Genomic DNA, 24,673 nt, shown 5'->3' with positions numbered 1-24,673 from the left:
AAAAAGCGGTGTTTGAGTTGTTCTATAACTCTTTAGTTATCTTTTGCTGAACATTAGGCAGAGCTGTTCTAAAATTTTACTGGGAGAGTATCCCCGCACATTTCTTTGAAAGCGATAGAAATCTTTGCTTAAGGCGGCTAACAACATATCCGCAGCAAAGATACTATCAGTTGTGTGCTGATTATTCATTTCTTCAAATAAAGTGACAAATAATTTATGTAATTCGTTATATATAGGACTTTTTTGTGTGTGGTTGTTCGATGCTGCTGGAGTGCTTTCCACGCCTGCAAGCAATTGAGCCTTAGTTTCTCTGAAATGTATAAATAGTTTTAATAATCCACGCAACCGCTGTGCAGGAGATGTTTCCCTATTATCAGATAAATATCTGTCGATATCATTAAAAAGTAAGTCGATATTGTCTTTTATTAAATCCATACACAGTTCACTTTTATTGTGATAGCGGCGATAGAGTGTACCTGGTCCTATTTGGGCAGCTATTGCTATTTGGTTCATGCTGACCTGTTCGACACCGTTTTTTTTAAATAATTTAATAGCGACATCTAAAATGCGTTGGCGATTTTGTGCTGCATCGCGACGTTCTGGTCTGTTTTGGTTAATAAATTTTTTATTCATAGATTATCCTTAAATTTTTATTGACAAATGGAGACATCTCCACTTATTATATTAATAAGGAGATATCTCCATTTAATAATAAACTATCAAAAGGAAGTATTCAAGAATGAAAAAACAATATATTAAGGCGGCATTGCTCGTCATGGATATGGAAAATGGCATAGTGGCACAGTTTATTAAAGATAAAAATAAATTATTGCCGGTTAAAAAAGCTATCACGGCAGCGCGGCAAAATAATATTCAAGTTATTTTTATCAGAGTGGGGTTTAGTGTAGGATATCCCGAAATAAGTCCAAATAATAAAGCCTTTTCAAAAATAAATCAGACAGGAAAAATGCTGCTTGGCAACTTGGAAACAGATATTTGTGAAAGCTGTAAACCTAATTGTGGAGAACTAATAATAACAAAATATAGAATCAGTGCATTTACTGGCAGTACCTTGGAAATAATATTGCGTTCACAGCAGATCAATACTCTTATATGTTGTGGAATATCCACCAGTGGGGTGGTTTTGTCAACTGTGCGTGAAGCTTTTGATAAAGATTTTAATTTGAAGGTGATTGAAGATGCATGTTTTGATGCAGACGCAGAAGTACAGCAGGTACTTATGAAAAAAATATTTCCCCGACAGGCTGATGTTTTAACGGTAGATGATTGGATTAAAAATCTGCACATTGAAAGTGAACAATAATGGCTGACAATCAATTGTATAAAGCTGATCCCTTTCCATGGAAATTTGTGACGCCATTATATATGGGGTCGACACTAAATCCGATAAACAGTTCAATAATAGCTACAGCATTGGTGCCAATAGCCTTGAGTTTGCATATTTCTGCATCAAAAGCAACATTACTTATAACAGTCCTTTATTTGACCAGTTCGATTGCTCAACCGACTGCAGGTAGGCTTTCCACGCAATTTGGTCCACGGCGCATATTTTTATGTGGGATTGTCATGGTATTAATTGGTGGGGTATTGGGTGGAGCCGGTTATAATTTTACCATGTTGATAATAGCACGTATTTTTATCGGTATTGGAACTTCAACTGCATATCCGTCAGCGATGCTGATAATTCATGATCGCACTAAAAAAGCTGCACTGCAGGCTCCTCCGGGGAGAGTATTGGGATGGCTGCAAGTCACCGGTGTAGCAACAGCAGCAATAGGACTGCCGATAGGAGGACTTTTGCTTGATACATGGGGATGGCGTATGACTTTTTTAGTCAATATTCCTGTTGCTATGACAGCATTGATTATGGTAGCAGTGTGGATACCGCGGGATGGCAATCTATGTAAGATCAAGAATATAAAAGAAATTATCTATGACATAGATATAATAGGAATTGTATATTTCACCTTGATAATTATTTCGTTGCTGATGTTTTTGTATTCCCTGCCTGAAATATCAATAAAAATATTAGCAATATCAGGCTGTCTGATTATTGCCGCCATAAAATGGGAAACAAGAATTAAACGGCCATTTATTGACGTAAAAATGTTTCTTTCAAATTTAGCATTGACTCGCACTTACCTGCGTTTTATGTTAATGACGTTGTGCATGTATACGGTATTGTATGGAATTACAACGTGGCTGGAATCAACACGTGCTGTTTCACCAGCATATATAGGTTTATTGATGCTGCCAATGAGCGTTGCATCTGCTCTGGTCGTGGAACCCGTTTCCAAACGTAATTTGGTGAAAAAACCATTGATTATATCGTCAATATTAACAGTTTTTGCTTCGTTGGCAATATTAATGGCAAACATTCAGACTGCATTATATAATATAACGTTTATTACGTTTTTGTTTGGTATTGCTATGGGGCTTATGCTTAGTGCCAATCAAACAGCATTATACATGCAAAGTTCAGAAAATAATATCGGAGTTACAGCCGGACTTTTTCGTACTTTTGGATACATTGGTTCAATAGGATCTTCAGCATTAATTGGTACAGTATTTACTCCGGCAGTAACAGACGCCGGAATGCGGACAATAGCATTATTGATAATTATGACAAGTCTTGTCAGTTTGATTTTAACGGTTATGGATAAAAAAATAAGCAGATAGGATAAAAAAATAGAGAAATTAAGGCTTGAATAATTTAGTCCAGATTAAATAAAATTATGCCACCCTTTTGCTTATAGCCGCTGTCCCAGAGTTTGTTCAATGACAACCAGCGGAAGGTTCCATAAGTGATGACTTTTACCATCATGATATCATTAAATTCTTCGTAACCGGCTAACCAAAACCAATGCCAGACATAATCATTGAAAGCATGATTTTTATGTTTTAAATTTAAATAAGGCACAGGAAGTTTTTTTTCAATTTGCCTACGTACGGCAGCTTTGAATTCTGATAATGAACAGCTGCTGTATAACCCTTTCATTTGTATGGATTGTTCACCGTGGTTGAAAAGATATTTTTGCAGTCCGTCAATGAATATTTCCAATGTATTAATGCCGTGGATACGGGGTGAAAGATAATCTTTCATGACTTGGGAAAATTTTATATAGTCACTTTTAGTCATATTTTTTAAATTGAATGGGTATAAATCGGTTTTATTGAAAAACATAGCAAAATAGATACAAATATCACAAGCTGTGACAGCACCGCAGCCCCCCAGTTTCATCCAGTAATCGGTAAACCATTCTTGATCACCGCCAGTAAAATTTCCTATTTTAAAAAGTGATAATTCATTCATTGTATGCACCTTCCTGCTGAGGTTAAAAGTATTGACCGATAATAAACAATGTATATATTATAAATCAAATAATAATATTTTTGTAGTATGATTTTTGTTTTAATGCAAAAAATTATAAGGACTATCGCACGTAAACATTTTCATTCATAAATATGCGAGCTGCCTTTGTTTATCATTGAAAAAGCAGTGGAGAATCGCATTTTTATGAGGTCAATACCATTTGTGTGACAGTCCTTATAAAAATTATTTTGTAAGTTTAAGATAGCAGTCAGATTAGGCAGTTGGTTACCTTAATAGCATTTACTAAAGCTTCGGCATCATGAGTCCTGATGTAATTCGTGCCGACTTTAGCTAAATAAAGCTCTGCTGCGAGTGTGGCAGGTCCCGTTTCATTTGTTTGGGTACCGGTAATGCGGCTCAAAAAAGATTTTCGTGAAAGACCAACCAATATGGGTAATTTGAAATAGTCTTTCAGTTTTGTTAAGTTTTTTAGTACATAAATAGATACGGTCGGATCAGCACCAAGGAAAAAGCCCATGCCAGGGTCAAGAATAATGCGCTTAGATGATATACCGGCTTTTTCTAAGGCGGCAATACGCTGTGTGAAAAAGTCAAGTATACCCGTGTACACTTCTTCAGGACTGGTTTCCATCACAGTCGCCGGGCCAAGACGCTGTACGGAGTGCATGACGATTAATTTGGCATTTGATTGGGCAAGCTGCGGATAAATTTCCGGATGGGGGAATCCTTGTATATCATTAATATAATCGACACCGGCTTCTAAGGCATATAATTGAACTTCTGGCTTGAAAGTATCTACTGAGATAGGAATGCTTTGTTTTTTTAGATATGTGATTACGGGTTTTAAGCGGTGTACTTCCTCTGTGGGATTGACTGCGGTGGTATTGATATTGCTGGATGCTGCGCCCAGATCAATTATATCGGCACCAGCTTGATAAAGCTGCCGGGCTTTCTTGATAGCTTTGGCAGGATCAAGATACAGGCCGCCGTCGGAAAAACTGTCTTCAGTAATGTTAACGATACCTAGTATATGAGGGATTTTGTATGGCAAAATGGTCACTCCTTGATAAGAATTTTAGCGTAATTTGCTTAAAGTTAAATTATACCCTAATATACCACAATGTACATTTTTGAAATATGTCAAAAATGATTGTTTATATATATTTTTTATTGTGCAGCGTTTATTTCTGCGACAACACGGTATGAAAAATGCTTATTCATTACATCAAAGTGAGTATCGATATGACCGAGCGCGGCAAGACAAAGAGACGATTTGCCATTGGTAGAATTCAGCATGGTATTTAAAATAGTTCCGTAAGATTACAGAACTATTTTCTTCATTTTATTTTGAAATTGGATTGATCATAATTATCAGTTAGGTAATCTGATAATTTAGAAGTTATAAATTTTGCAGGATCATTATCTTTTCGTAAATCATTTTCTGTCAATATCATATCCAGAGCTGTGGCAGTATATGCTGCATAATCACTCATATGCATAACTAGAACAGCACCTTTTATTACTTTACCATCAGCGTATATAGCTGCTTTTATGGCACTTATCATGCTTTCTAAGGATGGTTGCCTGAAATCGTCTGTGCTATATGAGCCAGATACGATGTATTCATATCCATCAGCATAAAGAGATTTAAATCCCATTTTACTAATATAAAGTGTTGGCGGTCTAAAATATCTTGTCAATACAGGATGACCATTAAATACAACATTACCTGTTATCATTTCTAGTTTTGTATATGCAGTTTTTAAATCATTAATATATTGATTATAAGATTGAGGAGATGGCATCAATCTATTAGTAGTTTTATCTCGTTGAGTCATAGGAATATGCTTGTCAGAATGAGATGCTATATCATGTCCATCTGCAGCAATTGCTCTTAGAAGATTTGGATTGTTAGTAACATTGTTTGTTAGTATGCAAAAAGTTGCCTTCACATTATGTTTGCGAAGTACATATAATAGTTTATTTATGGAAACATCAGAACCCCAGTCATCAAATGTTAAAAAAATAACAGGTTTATTTGTATGTATTCTTCCGCTGGTATCTAAGTTGCGTAATTCGGCTAAACTAAAACCTAAGGCATCACCTTTTGGACCGACTTCATTATTACCTATATAGCGCTTTTTTATATAGTCATTAAATGATATTTTTTGTTCAATCATCGGATTATAGTCGTCTTGTAATTGTATAGGAATTTGAGATTTTTGGGAAAATTCATAGCGATAATGGGTGTTATTTAAAACTTCGATGACACCATTTATACTATATGCAGAATCATTTTTAATGTTACTTTTGGGATCGTCATTAGTAGACACATATTGCACAACATCTATTTTTCGTCGTTTAAGCAATTCCATCACTTTTCCACATAATGAGTCATCATCATAATAATTTAATCGGAAAAAAATTACCCATCCACGTCCCATAGAATACATATATTTACCAAATATTTCATTTATGACATCTTCTGGATTAGTGTATTTTTTTTGTTTTGAATTAATTATATTGATATAAGGGCCTATAAGCTGGCATCCCATTGCTGAAACAGCTTCACGAGTCTCAGGTGTAACTGTACCCCAAGGTTGCATGACTACATTGGTTTTTGCTCCCATTGCTGCTAGATGAGATTGGATATAGTTGATTTCTGAACACATAGCGTCAAAATTAGTATTTTTTAGCGAGGGTAATCCAATGCCAACTTCATTACCACTGTTGATTATATACTGTATAAGTTGAGGATTTTTATCTATGTCACTTTTCATTATAAAGAAAGTACCTTTAGCATTCATTCCTTTTAAACGTGTAAGTATATCATATACTACATTAGGTTTTGTCAATCCGGCGAAAGTAAAACAGACAGAAGGTTCTGTTGTATGGATCATTTTAATTTCTTCAGCTTCTGTACCTCCATTTTTTTGTCGTAAAGTTGCATAATTAATTTGTTGAGCATATGCAGTGTCATTTGCGGTGAAAAAAATAGCATAAATATTAATTAAACATATAAAAGTAAATATTCTGCGCAATGAAAAATTATTCATGAGGAATTCTCCTGTATAAATTATTAAAACTCGTAAGTGATTTCGTTCCAAAGTGTTCGTATATTATCATTTGTAAGCTTATCCTTAAGATCATAGTATTCAATCCCAAGTTTGACATGGGGGAATATGGTATAGTAGAAATTTATTCCGTAACCATTAAATCCATTCATATACCCGCACAGACCTGACATAGTATGATTTATATATGTGTATTGTGCCATATCATAATATTTAAAAGTAAGTTCATGTGTTCCTAAAATAGACGATTTATTTTTGCCTAAACGAATAGTAAATACATAACCTGTACCATTATTATTTGCATCTTTTTCACTAGCATTTAAAAACATGAACCCTAAATTTGTGTTTTTTATGTAATAGTTTACACTGGCAGAATAAATATTATCTTTTTTTCCATAATTGTCCCAACTGTAAAAGTTGCTATTTAAGACAATATTTGTTGATGCATTATAAAAAAGTTCGCCATAAAATAAGTTATTATCATCATTATTTATTTTCCCATATCCCATGGAATATAGCCAAGTATTATCATCATAATTATTCCCATTAGTGGAAAGTTTTATACCGTGAAAGCTACTATCCAATACATTGCCTTCTGATAAATAAGCACTAGTCCAACCTAATTCTGTGTTCACAGGAATGTGTGCTTTTCCAATATAGGGAGTGCCCTTTAGATAAACTCTCTTTAATTTGACATGTCCATCATAACTTTTATTGTAAAAATTATGCGAAGAAAGGCTTTTATCGGTTTCGGCCATTGTACGTAGCATCCAGATATCATCTAGTGGTTTATCACCGTAGATGCGTGCTCGTATTCTTTGATCATTCCAATTATATCTATCATTGTTACTGCTGTTTAACATTTGGCTATAGCGGATTTCTCCATATACATCCCATTTTCCTTTAGGAATATTCCATATATTGACAGTTGAAGTTTTAGTTGATTTTACTTCATTTTGAGCTGACTGACTGTCTCCAAGTGCATCTAATTCCAGATGAAATTCCTTCAATAGAGGTTGTAGTATTGCTAATATAACGTTATTGGATATATTCGTATTTAAAATTGAATAATTATTATGAGCTCTCATTGTTAATATGGCCGCTTCTTGTCTATCTAAATGGGTTAAATCGTTATAGGGTATTCCAGATAAATAACCTGCCTCATTTAATTTTTTAAAATTATCATAAACCCATGATGGGGCAGGTCTTTTATATAATTCGAGTAGTTCTGTTCCTGTGGCTCCATCACTGTATTTTTTAGATATTGAAGGACTTCTGTCCATTGATGCGGAATTTTCTTGCGCTAATACAGGTGCTAGTGGTGTAAAAATAAAAAACGTACATGCAAATAGTGATGTTAAAAAAACTTTCATAATAAACTCCTGATGTTTTGCTAATTATTTCCTAATCGCCATATGTTAATAGAATGTAATCCTAATTGGTTAGCTTTCTGAATCCATTCTTTGAGTGTTTCTTGATCGGCATACCAAACAGTGTAATTTACATTATCCTTTGTAAATGAAAAATAAATATCATTACTTTTAGCATCACGTTTTTGTGATGCGTGATTTTCCTGCGCCAGAGATTTAGCCTCCTGGGCAGAAATAAATCTTTTTTGTCCATTGTCTCCCCAGATGCATCCACCCGCTGAAAAAGCTACACCTATCGGAGCCGGCAGCGATTTCATTCGTTCAGCTGTATTTTCAATAAAAGAAAAGTCGGCTTTGGGACCGGGACCGCTGTGCAATCCATACAAATTGTATAACATGACAATATATTGAGGACCTTTAGGAAAATCATAGTCAGAAAATTTGACTGATGGTTCTAAAATGACACGTAATTTTATGTTTTGGGCAGAAGCCTTGTCGTAAAGTATTTTTATGAATTTAATATAATCGTCAGCAGCTGTTTGGTCTTTAAAAATTTGTTCATAATCGAGATCGATGCCATTACAATGGTTAGCCTGTGCTAATTCAATAATCTCTCTGGCGTGGATTATTCTTTTTGCATCACCATCAAGTACTCTTTTTACCACATCGATATCCTTGAATGAGTTTTTATTTTTACCGGCTATATCATTGACTATTGTCAGATATTCATATTGAGGCTGAAATTTGGTCCGGTTCAGTGTTTGTTCCTCTTTAAATCCATCGGGAATAAATAGAGTATCCTTGTCATTAAAATAAGCGGCAAAATATGAAATGCCGGTATATTTATTATCAGTGGTGCTTAGCTCTTCTGTTCCGCTTTGTGCATCCCAGTAAACAAGCCACGCTGTTTTTTCTGGTGGACTGTATGGCATGGGTCTGGTGGCACACCACGCCGTGTAGCCAAAAAATATGAGGCTTGCACAGCAAATTGAACCTATAAAATATTTAAATTTGGTTTTGGAAAAACTCATCTTATTTCACCACCACTTAATAAAACCGATATGATAATAAACTTATAAATATTTCACAAACCAGCCTATAAGGACATTGATATAATTTTTAATGTTATATTCTATCTTATCGATTCCTGTGTATTTTGATGTAAATAAAATATTTTCATTAGGTAGATTTGTTATGTTTAAACCACTAAATACAGCATCATATACGTCATCGGTCAAATTTCTTTGATCAAAACCATGACCCGACCAGGCTGAAATTAAGAATATGCTGCCTTCATTTGTTAAGGAAACCGCAGTTGAAATAACCTGCCTGCCATTTACCGATACACTTATATTGTTTCCTTGCAAAGTTAAAGAAATTTTTTCATCGCCTTTTTCATTGGCGCTTATCGTTGGAATATATTCCTTGGCTCCGTCGGCAACTGACGGGACAGTTTCTTCACTTTTTTCTTTGAGACGTTTGGTGTATACCTTACCCTGCCCTGTGGACAACGAATACCGAGAAAATGCCTCTAATACCTTTTCCTCTGAATTGTGCTTATCCTGTGGAATAGAAATTATTGGTAAATCATTTATTTTATCAAGATTTTCTTTAGCCAGTTCTTTTTTTTCACCATTTAAATTTTCCTGGATAATCAAATCACGGCCGCTTACTATGAGAGCTACGTAATTAGCCATATTGTCATCACTGCGCAATAATATTTCCTGTGTACCTTGTTTATTTCCCAATAGATCAACATTCAAATTTATATTTTTATAATTGTTGCTTTTTTTTAATTGTATAATGCCTTGGGCTTCAGGTAAAGAAGTTAAATATATTTTTTCATCGGTAAATTCACAGGCACCTTTTAATATGTTCCATTTGTCTGCCCGTTTTGTATCTCCAGTTTCAAAATTTACATCTTGTTTTGTGTCATATTTTATGCGCATTAGCAGGTGATTGACCGGCCACCATGCCTGTGGCTGCATTCTGGTCAAATCGTATATGCTGCTGTTTTTTACATTCAGACTATATCCTTCACGGTTGAAATTCATTTTGAATAATTTTTTTAACCAATAGGCATTTACTGAACTTACCTGTGGATTATTACCAAAGCTGCCGGTGTTCGCGTGCATTAGTACACTGACCGGCGGGACATAGCCAATTTCATTTATATAAGTATTTTCCAGTTTTTCATAATCATAGCTTATGCGATCTTTCATCCGTTGGTAGCTTTCCTTGGGAACGCCATATTTATCACGGATATAATCCATTAAATAATGATTGTATCGTCTGCCCAAATATTGATGTACCATGCCGAACATCAATGGATTCATTTCACCCAGGTAATTATCATATCGATCAAAAACATTAATATAATATAATCTGTAACCATTGGTACCAAGTTCCCAATAAGAACTTTTGGTTAAATCTTTTAAATCGTCTGGAGTTAAAAATTTATTGTCTTTTTTTGAAAAATTTTCCGGATAAGTAAAAATAGTGGCTTTATAATTAAGATCTTGTAAGATATCTTTGGAAAAAATAGCTGTATCGCGTCGTCCGTCCTCAAACATTAAAAATACGGCTTTGGGTGGTAGTTTACCACCGTTTTCATAATAATTGTATATATCTTCTTTAGTTATTGTTTCGTAACCTTGTTTTTTTAAAGCTTCAAGCTGCTCGCGCAGCCTGTCCTGTGAAATAAGCAATTGACTGCCGGCGGTTTTTTGTACGCCAAAATAAGACAGCGCAATAAATCCGTCTTGAGATTGTGTTTTATCGGTATAAGGCTGGTAGGTTTTTGTATAAAAGAGATTGTATATGACAAAAATGCATAACACGAGTAATATTAATAATTGTAAAATGGTTCTTGTGATTTTTCTTCTGTTGCGTGTTTTAGAAAATTCATGTTCATATACTTGTTCCTTTTTTGTCATCAACCATACCCTCCTTCTTTTTTTCTTTGATGATTTCTTTTATATCAGCATTAGTCATACGGGTGCCCCATGTGGACTTCCAAAAAGTCACCCAGGCAACTGGCATCTGCCAGAGTAATACTGTTTCATAATAAAGACAAAACCATACCCCATAGATCCATGTGGTGCTGCGGCGCAGAAATAGCTGTGCTACACTCATCAGTAATGCCATCATCAATATACCAACCATAAAAGTCAATGGGAAAACACGATGTGTGAGCGGGATATAAATGAGATTATATACTACAATTACAGGAGCCAGCATGGGAACCAGTAATCCCATATAGAAGGATAATGCCATGAATGGTTCTTTTTTCCACATAAATGTTGCGGCAATGAGCGATTCTCTGAGCCATGAACGTTTCCACCGCATTTGCTGGCGCAAAAAAATTTTATATGTGTTGGGGACTATTGTGGAACATACGGCAGTATCCTGATAGTCAGTCCGATGGGAGCGTAATATAAAATTCGTCATTGATCTGTCATCACCAAAAGTTGCCTTTTGCCCTAAGAATTTTTGAGTCAGCCATGCATTACTGTATTTCAATACTAAATCTTTCCGATAACAGGATAATGGACCAGACAGACATGTAACAGCATCAAATAGTCCCTCAGCGGCTTTTAAAATTCTAAAGGCAATATAATAGCGCACAGATTGCATCTTAGTCAATGTATTAGTGAACGTATTTGCTACATCTGTGCGCCCGGACACACCGCCCATTTTTTTATCCTGGAAAGGTTGTACTATATTTCTGACAGCGAAAGGATCGAGGAAACTATCTGAATCCACGAATACCAGCAAGTCATTTTTTGCCAGTTTGGCACCTACTGCCAATGCTTCTCGTTTTCCCATATTTGCTGGTTGTACGTGATAACGAATTCTGTCTTGGAGATCATACCCTTTTTCATTATGCAGAATATTTATTATAGCTTCTATTTGTTCGACCGAATTATCATTGGAACAATCATCGACAACAATTACTTCTAGTTTGTCGATTGGATAATCTTGGTTAATGCAGCTCAAAATAGTTTTTTTTATCCATTTTTCTTCATTGAAGCAGGGAATTATAATTGTCACACCTGGTGTAAAGTTTGGATTTATTGGTGTGGATTTGTAAAATGCACCAAATAAGTAGCGTGTCAGGAGAAATGTTGCAGCTAAAATGCTGTATAAGTAAAGCACTTTATTGAAACTGAAATATAAAATGCTTGATGATCTCATTAATACTATAAAAGCGCAAATAAAGAACATAAATGCTGATGCAATGGACAGCATATAGATCTGCCGGTTTTTATAGGCATATTGTGCCAATAATTGGTCAAAGTGAAAAGCACAGCAAAAGTCTTTATTTTCATCAACATAAGAGCGTACCCATTTAGCTCTTATGTTTTTTATTTTCATTTCATAACCTTCCGGCATGGTTCCAGCTTCAATTTTGAAACTTAGTTTAATACCCGTTGAGTTTTCTATATGATTTTTGTATTTTATTGGTATTTTACAGGATATACCTGAACCCGACAAATCAACAGCCTTACCGGTAATTGTAGTTTTTACGCCATTTTGATCAATGATTTGTATTTTTACGGCGTAATCCACCAAATAACGTCGCCCTGTTTCAACTTTTTCTTTGCTGACGGCATAATTTTCCTGATATTCATTATTGCTTATACCGCGTCGATCGACATTCGTTCTTTTGCTGTCTTTATCCGGTACATTTGGTAATATCCGTCTGTCGCTTGTAGAATGAAGTAAGACATCTTCTTCAGGAACTACGGCATTCTTTATAGCACTTGCGATAGTTTCATCGTTTTGTGTATCTGGTGGTAAATTATTTTGTTGTCTGTTAAAAGATTTTTTATTTTTATCATTCACTTTATTCATCACCTACTGTTCGGACACTTTGTTTTCTGTAGTAAATTTATAACGATAAGTTTTGTTGAAAAGTATTGAGCTGACCGATTTTATAGAATAAGCCGAATCGTTGTGGGGATTGATCCGTGGATCGTCATAAAAAGAATTGCAGGCTATATTATTGATTTTATCACGTTTAATTAAGTACATGACTTTACCGGCAAGAGGGTCATCTGTGTAATAATCAAGCCGGAAATATACGATCCAACCACGTCCCATAGAATAGACGTATTTACCGAATAATTCCTGCATCACTTGCTGCGGTGAAGTATAGTCTTTCATATTTGATTTTACAACGGATACATAAGATCCGATCATAGTCAGTCCCATAGCAGACACTGCTTCACGAGTGTCATCAGTAATATCGCCCCATGGCTGCATGGCAAGTTGTGGTGCTGCTCCCATTGATTTTAGTCTGTTTTGGACATAATCAATTTCTGAACATGTTGAATAAAAATCAGCATTTTTTAAAGAGCGTATACCAACACCAACTTCATTGCCGCTATTTATAATGGTTTGTATTAATTGAGGATTTTTATCTATATCATTCTTCATAACAAAAAATGTTCCGGCTGCATTCATCTGTTTTAACTGTGCCAGAATACTGTAGACTACCGATGGTTTACTGAGCCCGGCGAAAGTGAAGCAAACTGCTGGTTCTGTGGTTAAAATTAAAGTTATGGGAGCAGCTTTTATACTGTTGTTGTTTTGACGAATAACTTGGTAATCCTGGGCAGCTGCAAATGTTTTTTTAAAAAATAATTTGTCGGTTAAAAAAACCATTTTTTGTGTGAATGTTTTTACTGCATCAAATGAAGCAGTATCATTTAGTGAATATTTATTATTTAATTGGTTTACCAGACGAAAATCTGTTATATATTCTGTGGGCATAGAACGTTTTTGTAATGCTTTTAGTAAACGTTCTGTCACATCAACAATGTTTTGATGTTTATTATCATCGCTCATGTTAACGTTAAGACCCGGTTGTTTATCAAAGGCAGGTTTTTCGTCTGTTTTGCCCGGTTCATATTTTACACGATTTACAGGAGTGGCTATCGGTACTGAAACTATGCTTCCCGGAATTATCTGATTAACAAATGATTCCGCAGCCGCGTCAGTTGTTAAAGTATCTGGATTAACATATACATTAGTTTTTACTGCGGCGTTGAGACCGGCAGCTGCAGCTGTTTTTAGTAATTTATCAGTATAAATAGTTCGTGGAGCCTTGAAAATATCCGGAGCTGTACCGGTGGTTACCTTTATTATTTTTTGTGTTTTTAAAAGCTGTGTCAAGACTTCTTCGGTAGGAATTTTGTCGAGTTCTGCTAATCCGACATAAGTATAATTTCCTATAGGATATTTTCGTTGATATATTTTTTTTAATGAATCATTATCTTTGGCAGCCGTACTTCCGTCGACAAAAAAAGTTGCCTTGATTTGATATTTGTCTAAAAGATCAAGCAATCGATCTGTTGTTGTCGGATCTGGTAGTCCGTCAAAAGTTAAAGCTATTGCATTTTTATCAAAAGAATCCACATATATTTGAGATGGTTTTATGTCACTGTTAAGTTTTTGTTGAGCATCAGTTAATTCATTATCAATATTATACTCATTATTTAAATCAGTAATATCTGCATATGTTGACTCGTTTGTTCCGTAAAAATATAAATAACCACAAATTGCTGCTATTATTAAAATAGTTATAGCTATAAGTAGTTTTTTCTTTGACATAAACTTTGTTCCTTTCTTTAAATGTTTTAAAAACTATAGGAAACTTGTCCCCACCATGTTTTTACGTTGTCCAAACTAGTTTTATCTTTTAAGTCATAATATTCTATGCCTAATAAAATATTTTGGTTAATGTATAAGTACCATCCGGCACTATATCCCTTAAATCCATTCATATAACTGCCAAGACCTGACATTGTATGATTGATATAAGTCGTACCGGCCATATCATAGTAATAAGTGTCTATTTCATAGGTACCAGGTATCCATGAACGATTATAACCATATTTTGCTGTTAATACGTAGCCATCTGATGAATTGCTTTTGTCTTGTTCGCTGGCCTTCAGGTACATGGCACCAAGTGTGTAGTTGCCGATATGTGCCCAAGGTATAGATATTGGCTGGTGCCCCCTAGCTATTCCAATGATAAAAGCCGGCCAGATAATCGATGTCGTTATAACAGGTAAATTGAATAAATAAGTTTTACTTGTTATCATTGGGTGTAACAGTAGAGTATATTTCGGGATTTGCAGCTGATTTTACAGCATTGTCTTCGGTAGAAATATTACCGGAGGTGTTTTTCGAGTTTTTTGAAGAAACTATGGTATTGTTATTTTTTATTACAAGATTTTTTTCTATTACAGACCCCAATAAGCAAAACCCGCATTTTCTAAATGTTCTTTGTTAAAAATATTTTTCACGTCGATGATGACTGTTTTATTGCCGGAAAAAGAATCTTTAGACATTGCCTTTAAAGTATCAATTGAAAACTCCCTGAATTCCCTGTGGGCGACTGCAAAAATAAGACAGTCGGCGTCGGTTATAGCGGCAGAGTCAATAATATCAAAATCGTAGTTATTCTTAATTTCGGTTTTATTAACATGCGGATCCACTGCCCGAATAGTTATGCCGTATTCTCTAAGACGGTTTATTATATCAATGACCTTTGAGTTCCGCATATCCGGACAATTTTCTTTAAAGGTCAATCCTAAAATATAGATATTGTCATTTTTTACAGCATGTTTTTCTTGAATTAATTTTCGGATAATATTCTCACCAATAAAAGGTCCCATATTGTTATTTATTTTGCGTGCCAAACTTACTAATTCCGTATCAATATTATTCATTTCTGATTCATAGACAAGATAATATGGATCTATGCCTATGCAGTGGCCACCTACAAGACCTGGGCGAAATCCTAACGCGTTCCATTTGGTATTCATTGCATCTATTACGGCTTTTGTGGATATGTTTAATTTATTAAAAACTGTTGCCACTTCATTGATGAAAGCTATATTTATATCTCGTTGTGTATTTTCAATTAGTTTTGCGGCTTCGGCTACTTTTATATTCTCTGCTTCATAAAGTTTGTTTATTACGAGAGCGTATACTTGTTTTATTTTTTCACGTGTTTCGTTATTCATGCCAGAAATTATTTTTACGATATTGTTTAAACGATGTACTTTGTCACCGGGGTTTATTCTTTCGGGAGAATAGCCTATATAAAAATCTTCACCACATTTAAGATGGGAATATTTTTCTATTTGAGGTACACATATTTCTTCAGTTACACCCGGATAAACAGTAGATTCAAAAACTACTATAGCCCCCTTAGAAATATTTTGGCCGACAATTTTACTTGCTGAAGTAACTGGAGTCAAATCAGGTGTATGGTCATTTTTTATAGGAGTTGGAACTGCAACTATTATAAAATCAGCACGTTTAATTTCCTCAGCGTCATTGGTATAAAGAATGTCGCATTGTTGTAAAGCAGTATCACCGACCTCTTGTGTTGGATCAATGCCATTTTTCAGTGTGTTTATTTTATTTTTACTTATGTCGTAGCCAATTACGTTTACTTTTTTCGAAAATGCAGCTGCCAATGGTAATCCTACATAGCCTAATCCGACTATGGCAATTGTATAGCTTTTGTTTAATATTTTAGATAAACTCAAAATGATTCTCCTTTATAAGTTGTTTTAAAACAATAAGAAGTATTACTATTTAATAATCGGTTTTATTATACAAAAACTTAAATAAATTATTTTTTTTTAAAGAAAAAAATGCAGATTAAATTGTTTTTTATATAAAATTTATTTACTTTTATATTATCAAAAGATTCCTCGTCTGATACCTACCTTTAGTATAGTTGTGAAAAAATAAAAGTATAGTCAATACTATGCTTTTAGGAAATCGTAAGATAAAATATGATTAGTGAAAGAGTATTAATGGATTGTTGCATGTAATTGTTTTTTACGCAATATGGCGCGTCCTTTGTCTGTCCTTAAAAAGGTAAAGAATTTGAGCAGTGGTTGTCTTTATGAGGTCGATGCTGTTCATATGGCAGCTTCATTTTTATGCGATAAGCCTATAAAAAAAGCAATATATATAATAAATTTGCATGAAATGCAAATTTATTATATATATTGCTTTCCCATCCACCCACCATAATGCCTTGATGCATTACTTATTCAGTATATCATAATGTTGTGAAAAGTAAAAACAAATTTTTGTTAAGTTTTATGATTATTTAATAATAATTATAAATAACATATCTTTTAAAATAAAAAGTAATAACTTTTACAAATAAAGACACACTTTACCATGACTAAAATTTTAATTTCAATCATGGTAAAGTGTGTCTTTAATAAAGCATTATTATAAATGTGGAACGTTAAAAAAAATTACAATAATCAGTCTTTATTCTAAAAAAATTATATTAAGGACTCTATGATCCTTTGAAATATGGATTTTTTTAATAGGATGGGTACGCGTGATATTTCATTATTGGGTATTGCATTATATTATGTAATGCTGGAACGTATGGGTAAATTTACGATTCGGCAAATGAATCGTGACAGCACAGCAAAAATGCTCATTGCCGGACATCGTCAGCGCACTCTTTTGGTCAAAAGTGATAAAGAAATGTGAAAATAGTTATCATTTAATAAAAGGGTATTGCGTGAAAAAGTATAGATATTTATGTAATAAAATAAGCCGGCATAAATATCTGCCGACTGACAGCGCTTTTTATTTTAAGTGTTGGTATAAAATACAAACGTAATAAATTAATGGTGCGCCCGGTGAGAATCGAACTCACGCCTTCGGCTCCGGAGGCCAACGCTCTATCCACTGGGCTACGGGCGCATAAATAACCAACAATCATAAAGAACAGCTAATATTATATCATAGATTTCCAGATATTTCTATATAGACCTCTAAATATTGATGAATTAAGCATTATATTTTTATTTATGCTCTAGTTTAGAGGCAGATATTTGTCAGAATATGAAAATAATAAGGTAATATGTTTATAAAACCAATGTTATCTATTTAACAGAACCTTATATTTAATCGATAAAATAATTGATCAAGTGCTCTGTGAGAGTAATATTATTGGGATAAGGTACCGAAACGAATGAATTATTACGGCACCTTATTCTAATAATATTTTATGGACATTATAAAATTAATTACATATTATTTAACGATGTTTAATGAATTTTGGGAATGGGATTTAATTGGAAATTTTCGGTATAGGATTTATCGAAAGTTTCTTTTGTGAGTTCTTTCTCCCAAAATGCTACGATGACAGTAGCAACACAGTTGCCACAGACGTTACAGGTTGTACGGATCATATCAAGAATACGATCTATACCTAAAATAATTGCGACACCGTCTGCCGGTAAATTAAAGGCCGTTGCTGTAGCGGCAACAACAATAAAACCTGCCCCGGGAACACCGGCAATGCCTTTAGTGGAGAGCATTAAGGTCAGCATGATTAAGATTTGTTGTCCAATGGTAAGAGGAATGCCGTATATTTGGGCTATAAATAAGATTGCAGCTGAACTGTAAAGTGTAGACCCATCCAAATTAAAAGAGTAACCGGTTGGCATAATAAATGTGACTATGTTTTTAGGAACGCCTAGTTGTTCAAGGCGTTGCATGGCAATAGGCAAGGCGGCTTCACTGCTGGCGGTTGAGAATGAAAGAAGCAATGCTTCTTGTACAGCTTTAAGTACATGAAAGAAATTCATATGGGTTATAAGACTGGCTACAAGCATCAGAATAAAAATAAAAAGCAGTGTTGCAAAAAGTACTGACAAAATCAGTTTACCAAGTGGAATAAGCATTGCGATACCAAAACTGGAAACAGTATAGGCAATCATGGCGAAAACGCCAATAGGTGCAAGGCTCATGACATAGCCGGTAACTTTGAACATAGTTTCGGCCACACTGCGGCAGAGTGAAACAATTTTTTCGCCTTCTTTACCTATATGGGCAACGCCCACACCAAAGAAACATGCAAAGAAAATTATTTGCAGCATATCATTGCGGGCAAAAGCATCGACAATATTTGTCGGTATAATGTGTAAAACATAATCGACCATATTGATCGTTTTGTGGGCAGCTTCTGCTGCCTTTGCTCCCGCATCTGCGGTTACCGGAATGTTCACACCGACACCAGGGTGAGCCAAATTTATAACGATGAGTCCGATGGCCAGTGCAACTGTTGTAGCAAGTTCAAACCAGATAATTGCCTTGCCGCCCAAACGACCTAGTTTTTTAAAATCACCTGTGCCGGCTATGCCCATAATTAAAGTACTGAAAATCAAAGGAACAATAATCATCTTTATCATACGAATAAAACCATCACCGACAGGTTTTAGGTTTTTACCTATTTCTGGAAAGAAATAACCAAATGCAGCGCCTAAAATGAGTCCTATTAAGATTTGTGTACTCAACCCAGGTAATTTTTTTCTTAATTTCATAACAAACTTCCCTTCATAAAATGTATTTAATTGCTGTAAATAAAATGCAAATGTATACTGTCTATAATAATTGGTCAAACTGCAAACAATAATTTATGTAAATTTGTAGTTTTTATTAATAAATACAGTTCATATTACATTTTGACCTTTATAATAACATGAAACGTGATAAAATAATTTATAATACACAAATAAATATTCTATTACGTTTTTTTAAAATATGCAAGAAAAAATAGTTTGTATTATGTATACATTAGAAATAAATTTTTTATAGTAAAATCAGAGATTACTGCACAGTATAAATCCGGCTTGTTCTTGTTATGCGAATACTCGCCTTTTTAAAATGGATAATGAGAATAGAATATCAGATATTTATAAATAAAAATGATCATACATGACACCACATTGATCTTTGCATAAGTGAGGAAAATTTAGAAATTATTAAATTATCTTTACTTTTATTTTAATAAAAGATATAATAGGTTATAAAGTAAACGTTTACAAAAAAGTAAAACTCAAAAATTAGATTTAAAGGGATTATCGCCCATGAAAATCGTGCATTATGAATTTATTCATAGCTGGCAGATTTAGATTTTCGTATGGCTGGTTTTGTTAATTGATATGGGGTGATTATTATAAGAAATATTAGTATTCAGCAATAAATAAAAAATTCTATAATATGGTATTAGTTTAGATAGGTCTTTTTGAAGGAGGATTAATTATGCAATATTTAACAATAATTACTTTTGTCCTTGCGATAGCAATAGTAGGTGTATATACTTATCGCAAGATGAAAAAAGGACAAAGTGCTTCTGGATCAGAGGATAATTATTTTTTGGGAGGCCGCAGTCTTACTTGGGGCGTAGTAGGTATGTCGCTTTTACTTACAAATATGAATCCAACGCAATTTGTCGGTATGAGCGGGCAGGCTTTTAGCCAGAATATGAGCAATATGGCATATGAAGTGACTTCAGGATTCGTTTTGGCTTTGGTGGCACTTCTTTTAGTACCGCGCTATCTTAAACAAGGTCTTACGACTATACCGCAGTTTTTGGAATATCGTTATGATAAGCAGACTAAATCGATAGTTTCCATATTATTCATGATATTATTTATCATTAATATTATTCCTACTACTTTATATGCCGGCGCTATTGCGTTAAGTCAGATATTTAATGTTCAGGAGCTTTTTGGCATAACTTTTGCCCAGGGAATATGGCTTACCGTCTGGATCGTTGGAATAATAGGATTTTTTTATGCAATTCTGGGCGGCTTGAAAGCTGTGGCAATTTCTGATACATTTAATGGTATTGTGCTTGCCATTGGCGGGGCACTGGTTCCTATATTTGCCTTGATCCAAATGGGGCATGGACAATTTTTAACAGGGTTGTCACAATTTTTGTCTACTTCCCCAGAAAAATTTAATGCTATTGGTGGAATAGGTGATGCCGTTCCTTTTAATGGTGCAATAATAGGGTTATTACTGGTTAATTTCTATTATTGGGGGACAGATCAATCTATTATACAACGGGCTTTGGCGGCAAAGAGTCTGGAACATAGTCAAAAAGGTGTTATGTTATGCGGTTTATTGAAAACGTTTACTCCGTTATTGGTCATTATTCCGGGGATTATGGCATTTCAGATGATTGGGAATGACGGGTCGCCGGCGGACACTATGTATGCAAAATTAGTTTTACGGGTATTACCTACCTGGCTCATCGGTTTGTTTAGTGCAGCGATGTTTGGTTCAATATTAAGTGTCTACAACGGTGTTTTGAATAGTGCCGCGACTTTATTTGCCATTAATGTTTATAAACCACGCTGGGGGCAGGGAAAGACGGATAAACAAATAGTAATTGTCGGGAAAAAGTTTGGTATTTTGATAGCTATTATTTCAATGATCATTTCACCGATGATAATGTATGCACCAGCAGGTTTATTTCAGTTCACGCAGACTTTATCGGGATTTTTTAATGTGCCGATATTCACAATTATTTTTATGGGATATGTTACGAAAAGAGTACCAGCCATTGCTGCTAAGGTAGGCTTGTTTTTCTTTATTTTAGTTTATGGTATATTGCAGCTTATCATCCAGCCGGAAATGTCATTTCTATATCAGTTATTGATTTTGTTTATTATAACTTGTTTTATAATGATGATTATCGGAAAAATAAATCCCCGCAGGGAAGATTTTGTTTTGGAAACATATAATGTTGTCGATTTGAAACAATGGAAACATCGCTATGAAGCAGCCTGGTTTATAACTTTCTTAGTCATATTCTGGTATGTAATATTCTCACCGCTGGGACTGGCAAGTGCACAGGGACTAGGTACGCATACATTAGGCTGGCTAGGTGTGGGTGCTGTGGCATGTATTCTGGGGTGTGTTATTACTAAGAAGAAATTTGCTGTGGAAGAATAAAACAATGGTTAATGGGAATAATATAACTAAGTAATAAAAAGGGGATATTTTTATGAGTGAAAAACCGCTCATCATCACAATAAGCAGACAATATGGTTCAGGAGGACGAGAAGTATCACAAAAACTTGCAACTAAACTTCAAATTCCACTTTTGGATAGAAAGATAATAGATACGGCTATAGAAAAATTAGGTGTACAAGAATTGCCGCCGCATTATTTGGAATCTCTGGAGCACAATGTCGGCGCAGGTTATGAATTTGTACCTTTTGTTCCATTCGGGGTAAGTGGTATGCCCAGCAGTACGGATATGTTTTTTGCTGAAGTAAAAGTTATATATGAACTGGTCAAACAAGGTCCATGTGTGATATTGGGTCGATGCGCTGATGTAGTATTAAAAGATTATCCCAATAAATTTTCTTTTTTCATTTGTGCCGATGCAAAATTTCGTGAACAGCGCGGTAAAACTGTTTATGGTGGTAAGACGCTGAAAGAATTAGATCAGGAAGATAGTAAACGCGCCGAATATTATTATCGTTTTACCGGACACAAATGGGGGCGTGGCGACAATTATGATTTATCTATCAATACATCTAGATTGGGTATTGATGGAGCTGTTGATTTAATTACTAAATATATTAAAACCGTAGAAAAGCAGCCAGAAGCGTGATGAAAATTGTTGTTTTGTGAAAGTATGCCATTAGATTATGTTAAGACAATAATTTAGTCATTGATTATAGGAGTGTAGATAAATGGATATTGTAGAAAAAGTAAAAAGTGAGTATAAAAAACACTATGAGTCTGATGCAGAAAAATTATTCTTTTCACCGGGTAGAGTAAACTTAATAGGTGAGCATACTGATTATAATGGGGGACATGTATTTCCCTGTGCAATTTCATTAGGTACCTATGCGGCGGCGGCTCCGCGAACAGATAGTAAAATTTCTTGTTATTCGCTCAATATGGCGGAAAAGGGTATAATTACTGCTGATATAAATTCTATTACCAATAAGAAAGAACAAGATTGGGCTAATTATTTGTTAGGTGTCATAAAGATATTCCAAGAGCACGGTTTTGTATTCGGACATGGTTTTAATGTGGTTATATATGGTAATTTACCTGGCGGGGCAGGGCTTTCTTCATCAGCATCATTGGAAGTTTTGACAGCAATGATATTAAAAGAGTTTTATGGACTGGCTATTGATAGGTTGGAAATGGCTAAGCTGTGCCAAAAGGCAGAAAATCAGTTTGTCGGAATGAATTGCGGTATTTTGGATCAATTCGCAGTGGCGATGGGGAAAAAGGATTATGCCATGTTTTTGGACTGTAATACTTTGAAATATCGTTATGTAAAATTGGAGTTAGCAGATTGTTGTATAGTAATAACCAATACAAACAGCAAGCATAGTTTGGTTGATTCAGCTTATAATGAAAGACGCAGTCAATGCGAACAGGCACTGGCTGATATTAAGCAATTGAAAAAGGTAGATAGTCTGGGAGAACTTAATGAAGCAGAATTCAACCAGGTAAAGCAGGCAATCAAAGATCCGATATGTGTGAAACGGGCACGCCATGCTGTATTGGAAAACCAAAGAACAATAAAAGCCGTGGCGGCACTGGAAAACAGTGATATAGCATTGTTCGGTAAGTTGATGAATGAATCACATGTGTCGCTGCGTGATGATTATGAAGTTACTGGCAGGGAACTAGACACCTTGGCAGAACTTGCATGGCAGCAAAATGGTGTAATTGGGTCGAGAATGACTGGCGGTGGATTTGGTGGTTGTACTGTCAGTATTGTAAAAAATGACTGTGTGGAATCATTTAAGCACAATATAAGTGAAAAATATACGCAGATAATAGGTCATAAACCGGATTTTTATGTGGCAGACATAGACGATGGTACAAAGATCATAAAATGATGGAGTTTAAGTGTTTTGATAATTGTAAGACAAAGCCGGTAGAATCATAGGCAGTTTATATGTAATTATTATCTGTCCTGCGAAATGCCGATATGTTTTAGGGTGTTTTGTCAGGGCAGATGATTTTATATGGAAAATAAAAATGAGGGTGAAAAAATGGCAGTATTGGTATGCGGCGGGGCAGGTTATATTGGCTCACATATGGTAGATAGATTGCTGCAAGAAGGAGAAACACCGATTGTCGTTGATAATTTGCGTACAGGACACAGACAAGCTGTACCGCAAAATGTGAAATTTTATCAAGGGGATATCCGCGATGCACTTATTTTGGATAAAGTATTTACTGAAAATAAAATAGAGGCAGTGATTCATTTTGCTGCATGTTCATTGGTAGGAGAAAGCGTAGAAAAACCATTGCTGTATTTTAATAATAATGTATATGGAATGCAGGTACTGCTTGAGGGCATGGTTAAATATAAAATAGATAAAATAGTTTTTTCTTCTTCGGCAGCAACTTATGGTGAACCTCGACGGGTGCCGATAGAAGAAAGCGATCCGACTGAACCAACTAATCCATACGGAGAGTCAAAGCGCATCATGGAAAAGATAATAAAATGGGTAAGTCGGGCACATGATATCCATTATGTTTCATTGCGTTATTTTAATGTGGCAGGGGCGGCAGAAGATGGACATATTGGTGAAGCACACAATCCAGAAAGTCATCTTGTGCCGATAATATTGCAAGTACCGTTGAAACAACGCTCGGTGATAACTGTTTATGGTGATGATTATCCGACTAGGGATGGCACATGTATAAGAGATTATGTCCATGTGGTTGATTTGGCAGATGCACATATGCGGGCCTTGAATTATCTGCGGAAGAAAAATCCCAGTGATATTTTTAATCTTGGCAGCGGCAACGGATTTTCTGTAAAGGAAATGATTGAAGCGGCAAGAAAAGTTACAGGTGATCCGATAAGAATTTTGATTGGCAAGAGACGTGCCGGTGACCCGGCACAACTTGTGGCATCCAGTGAAAAGGCAGGTAAAATATTGGACTGGCGACCGCATTATACAAATATGGAGGATATAATACGAACTGCATGGAATTGGCATAAAAATCATCCGAATGGTTTTGATAAATAG

At 35.0% G+C, this 24,673-nt stretch carries 19 protein-coding genes and 1 tRNA gene; 7 read left to right on the top strand and 13 right to left on the bottom strand.

The window, feature by feature from the left end:
- Positions 1 to 36 precede the first annotated feature (36 nt).
- Positions 37 to 633 carry a TetR/AcrR family transcriptional regulator gene (locus I6751_RS01715; RefSeq protein WP_196590150.1) on the bottom strand — a complete coding sequence of 199 codons (597 nt, stop codon included), beginning with the start codon at positions 631 to 633 and terminating at the stop codon, positions 37 to 39.
- Between the two features lie 106 nt (positions 634 to 739).
- Here I6751_RS01715 and I6751_RS01710 point away from each other — a divergent pair, with 106 nt between their 5' ends.
- Both I6751_RS01710 and I6751_RS01705 read left to right on the top strand, forming a co-directional pair.
- The gene (locus I6751_RS01710) at positions 740 to 1,324 is read left to right on the top strand and encodes a cysteine hydrolase family protein (RefSeq protein WP_196590151.1); all 585 of its coding nucleotides are present in this window, start codon (positions 740 to 742) and stop codon (positions 1,322 to 1,324) included.
- Positions 1,324 to 2,700 (top strand): MFS transporter, encoded by a 1,377-nt coding sequence (locus I6751_RS01705; protein ID WP_196590152.1) that lies wholly within the window; start codon positions 1,324 to 1,326, stop codon positions 2,698 to 2,700. Before I6751_RS01710 ends, I6751_RS01705 begins: the two co-directional genes overlap by 1 nt.
- 34 nt (positions 2,701 to 2,734) lie before the next feature.
- Here I6751_RS01705 and I6751_RS01700 read toward each other — a convergent pair whose 3' ends face one another.
- From I6751_RS01700 to I6751_RS01655, 10 genes are all read right to left on the bottom strand, one after another.
- Entirely contained in the window at positions 2,735 to 3,334 is a 600-nt protein-coding gene (locus I6751_RS01700; RefSeq protein WP_196590153.1) for a hypothetical protein, read from the bottom strand.
- Positions 3,335 to 3,602: 268 nt separating this feature from the next.
- Positions 3,603 to 4,394 carry a dihydropteroate synthase gene (gene folP, locus I6751_RS01695; protein ID WP_414153167.1) on the bottom strand — a complete coding sequence of 264 codons (792 nt, stop codon included), beginning with the start codon at positions 4,392 to 4,394 and terminating at the stop codon, positions 3,603 to 3,605.
- Positions 4,395 to 4,692: 298 nt separating this feature from the next.
- Positions 4,693 to 6,411: a polysaccharide deacetylase family protein gene (locus tag I6751_RS01690; protein WP_196590155.1), complete on the bottom strand. Its 1,719-nt coding sequence runs from the start codon at positions 6,409 to 6,411 to the stop codon at positions 4,693 to 4,695.
- A gap of 23 nt (positions 6,412 to 6,434) precedes the next feature.
- Entirely contained in the window at positions 6,435 to 7,802 is a 1,368-nt protein-coding gene (locus I6751_RS01685) for a hypothetical protein (RefSeq protein ID WP_196590156.1), read from the bottom strand.
- Between the two features lie 20 nt (positions 7,803 to 7,822).
- Entirely contained in the window at positions 7,823 to 8,830 is a 1,008-nt protein-coding gene (locus I6751_RS01680; RefSeq protein WP_196590157.1) for a glycosyl hydrolase family 18 protein, read from the bottom strand.
- A 42-nt stretch (positions 8,831 to 8,872) separates the two neighbouring features.
- On the bottom strand, positions 8,873 to 10,735 hold the full coding sequence (locus I6751_RS01675) for a polysaccharide deacetylase family protein (protein ID WP_196590257.1): 1,863 nt from the start codon (positions 10,733 to 10,735) through the stop codon (positions 8,873 to 8,875).
- Entirely contained in the window at positions 10,710 to 12,560 is a 1,851-nt protein-coding gene (locus tag I6751_RS01670; RefSeq protein WP_330998611.1) for a glycosyltransferase family 2 protein, read from the bottom strand. The genes I6751_RS01675 and I6751_RS01670 overlap by 26 nt, the downstream gene beginning before the upstream one ends.
- 99 nt (positions 12,561 to 12,659) lie before the next feature.
- Positions 12,660 to 14,417 carry a polysaccharide deacetylase family protein gene (locus tag I6751_RS01665; protein ID WP_196590159.1) on the bottom strand — a complete coding sequence of 586 codons (1,758 nt, stop codon included), beginning with the start codon at positions 14,415 to 14,417 and terminating at the stop codon, positions 12,660 to 12,662.
- 26 nt (positions 14,418 to 14,443) lie between these two features.
- Complete coding sequence (locus tag I6751_RS01660) at positions 14,444 to 14,911, bottom strand: hypothetical protein (protein ID WP_196590160.1); 468 nt, start codon at positions 14,909 to 14,911, stop codon at positions 14,444 to 14,446.
- A 141-nt stretch (positions 14,912 to 15,052) separates the two neighbouring features.
- Positions 15,053 to 16,369, bottom strand: coding sequence for a nucleotide sugar dehydrogenase (locus I6751_RS01655; RefSeq protein ID WP_231037764.1), 1,317 nt, complete (start codon positions 16,367 to 16,369; stop codon positions 15,053 to 15,055).
- A gap of 790 nt (positions 16,370 to 17,159) precedes the next feature.
- Between I6751_RS01655 and I6751_RS01650 the strand changes: the two genes are divergently transcribed.
- The gene (locus I6751_RS01650) at positions 17,160 to 17,345 is read left to right on the top strand and encodes a hypothetical protein (RefSeq protein ID WP_196590161.1); all 186 of its coding nucleotides are present in this window, start codon (positions 17,160 to 17,162) and stop codon (positions 17,343 to 17,345) included.
- Positions 17,346 to 17,486: 141 nt separating this feature from the next.
- On the opposite strand, the gene I6751_RS01645 is transcribed toward I6751_RS01650, so the two are convergent.
- Positions 17,487 to 17,561, bottom strand: a tRNA-Arg gene (locus I6751_RS01645).
- Between the two features lie 347 nt (positions 17,562 to 17,908).
- Complete coding sequence (locus tag I6751_RS01640; RefSeq protein WP_182187888.1) at positions 17,909 to 19,186, bottom strand: dicarboxylate/amino acid:cation symporter; 1,278 nt, start codon at positions 19,184 to 19,186, stop codon at positions 17,909 to 17,911.
- A gap of 721 nt (positions 19,187 to 19,907) precedes the next feature.
- Between I6751_RS01640 and I6751_RS01635 the strand changes: the two genes are divergently transcribed.
- The 4 genes from I6751_RS01635 (at position 19,908) to galE (ending at position 24,673) form a co-directional block, all read left to right on the top strand.
- On the top strand, positions 19,908 to 21,608 hold the full coding sequence (locus I6751_RS01635; RefSeq protein WP_182187889.1) for a solute:sodium symporter family transporter: 1,701 nt from the start codon (positions 19,908 to 19,910) through the stop codon (positions 21,606 to 21,608).
- 52 nt (positions 21,609 to 21,660) lie between these two features.
- A complete protein-coding gene (locus I6751_RS01630) occupies positions 21,661 to 22,275 on the top strand; it encodes a cytidylate kinase-like family protein (RefSeq protein ID WP_182187890.1) in 615 nt (204 codons plus the stop codon).
- 82 nt (positions 22,276 to 22,357) lie between these two features.
- Entirely contained in the window at positions 22,358 to 23,527 is a 1,170-nt protein-coding gene (locus I6751_RS01625) for a galactokinase (RefSeq protein ID WP_196590162.1), read from the top strand.
- A 156-nt stretch (positions 23,528 to 23,683) separates the two neighbouring features.
- The gene (gene galE, locus I6751_RS01620; RefSeq protein ID WP_196590259.1) at positions 23,684 to 24,673 is read left to right on the top strand and encodes a UDP-glucose 4-epimerase GalE; all 990 of its coding nucleotides are present in this window, start codon (positions 23,684 to 23,686) and stop codon (positions 24,671 to 24,673) included.

This window comes from Pectinatus frisingensis, assembly GCF_015732285.1.
Lineage (GTDB): Bacteria > Bacillota > Negativicutes > Selenomonadales > Selenomonadaceae > Pectinatus > Pectinatus frisingensis.
This window is presented reverse-complemented; position numbering and strand designations above follow the sequence as displayed.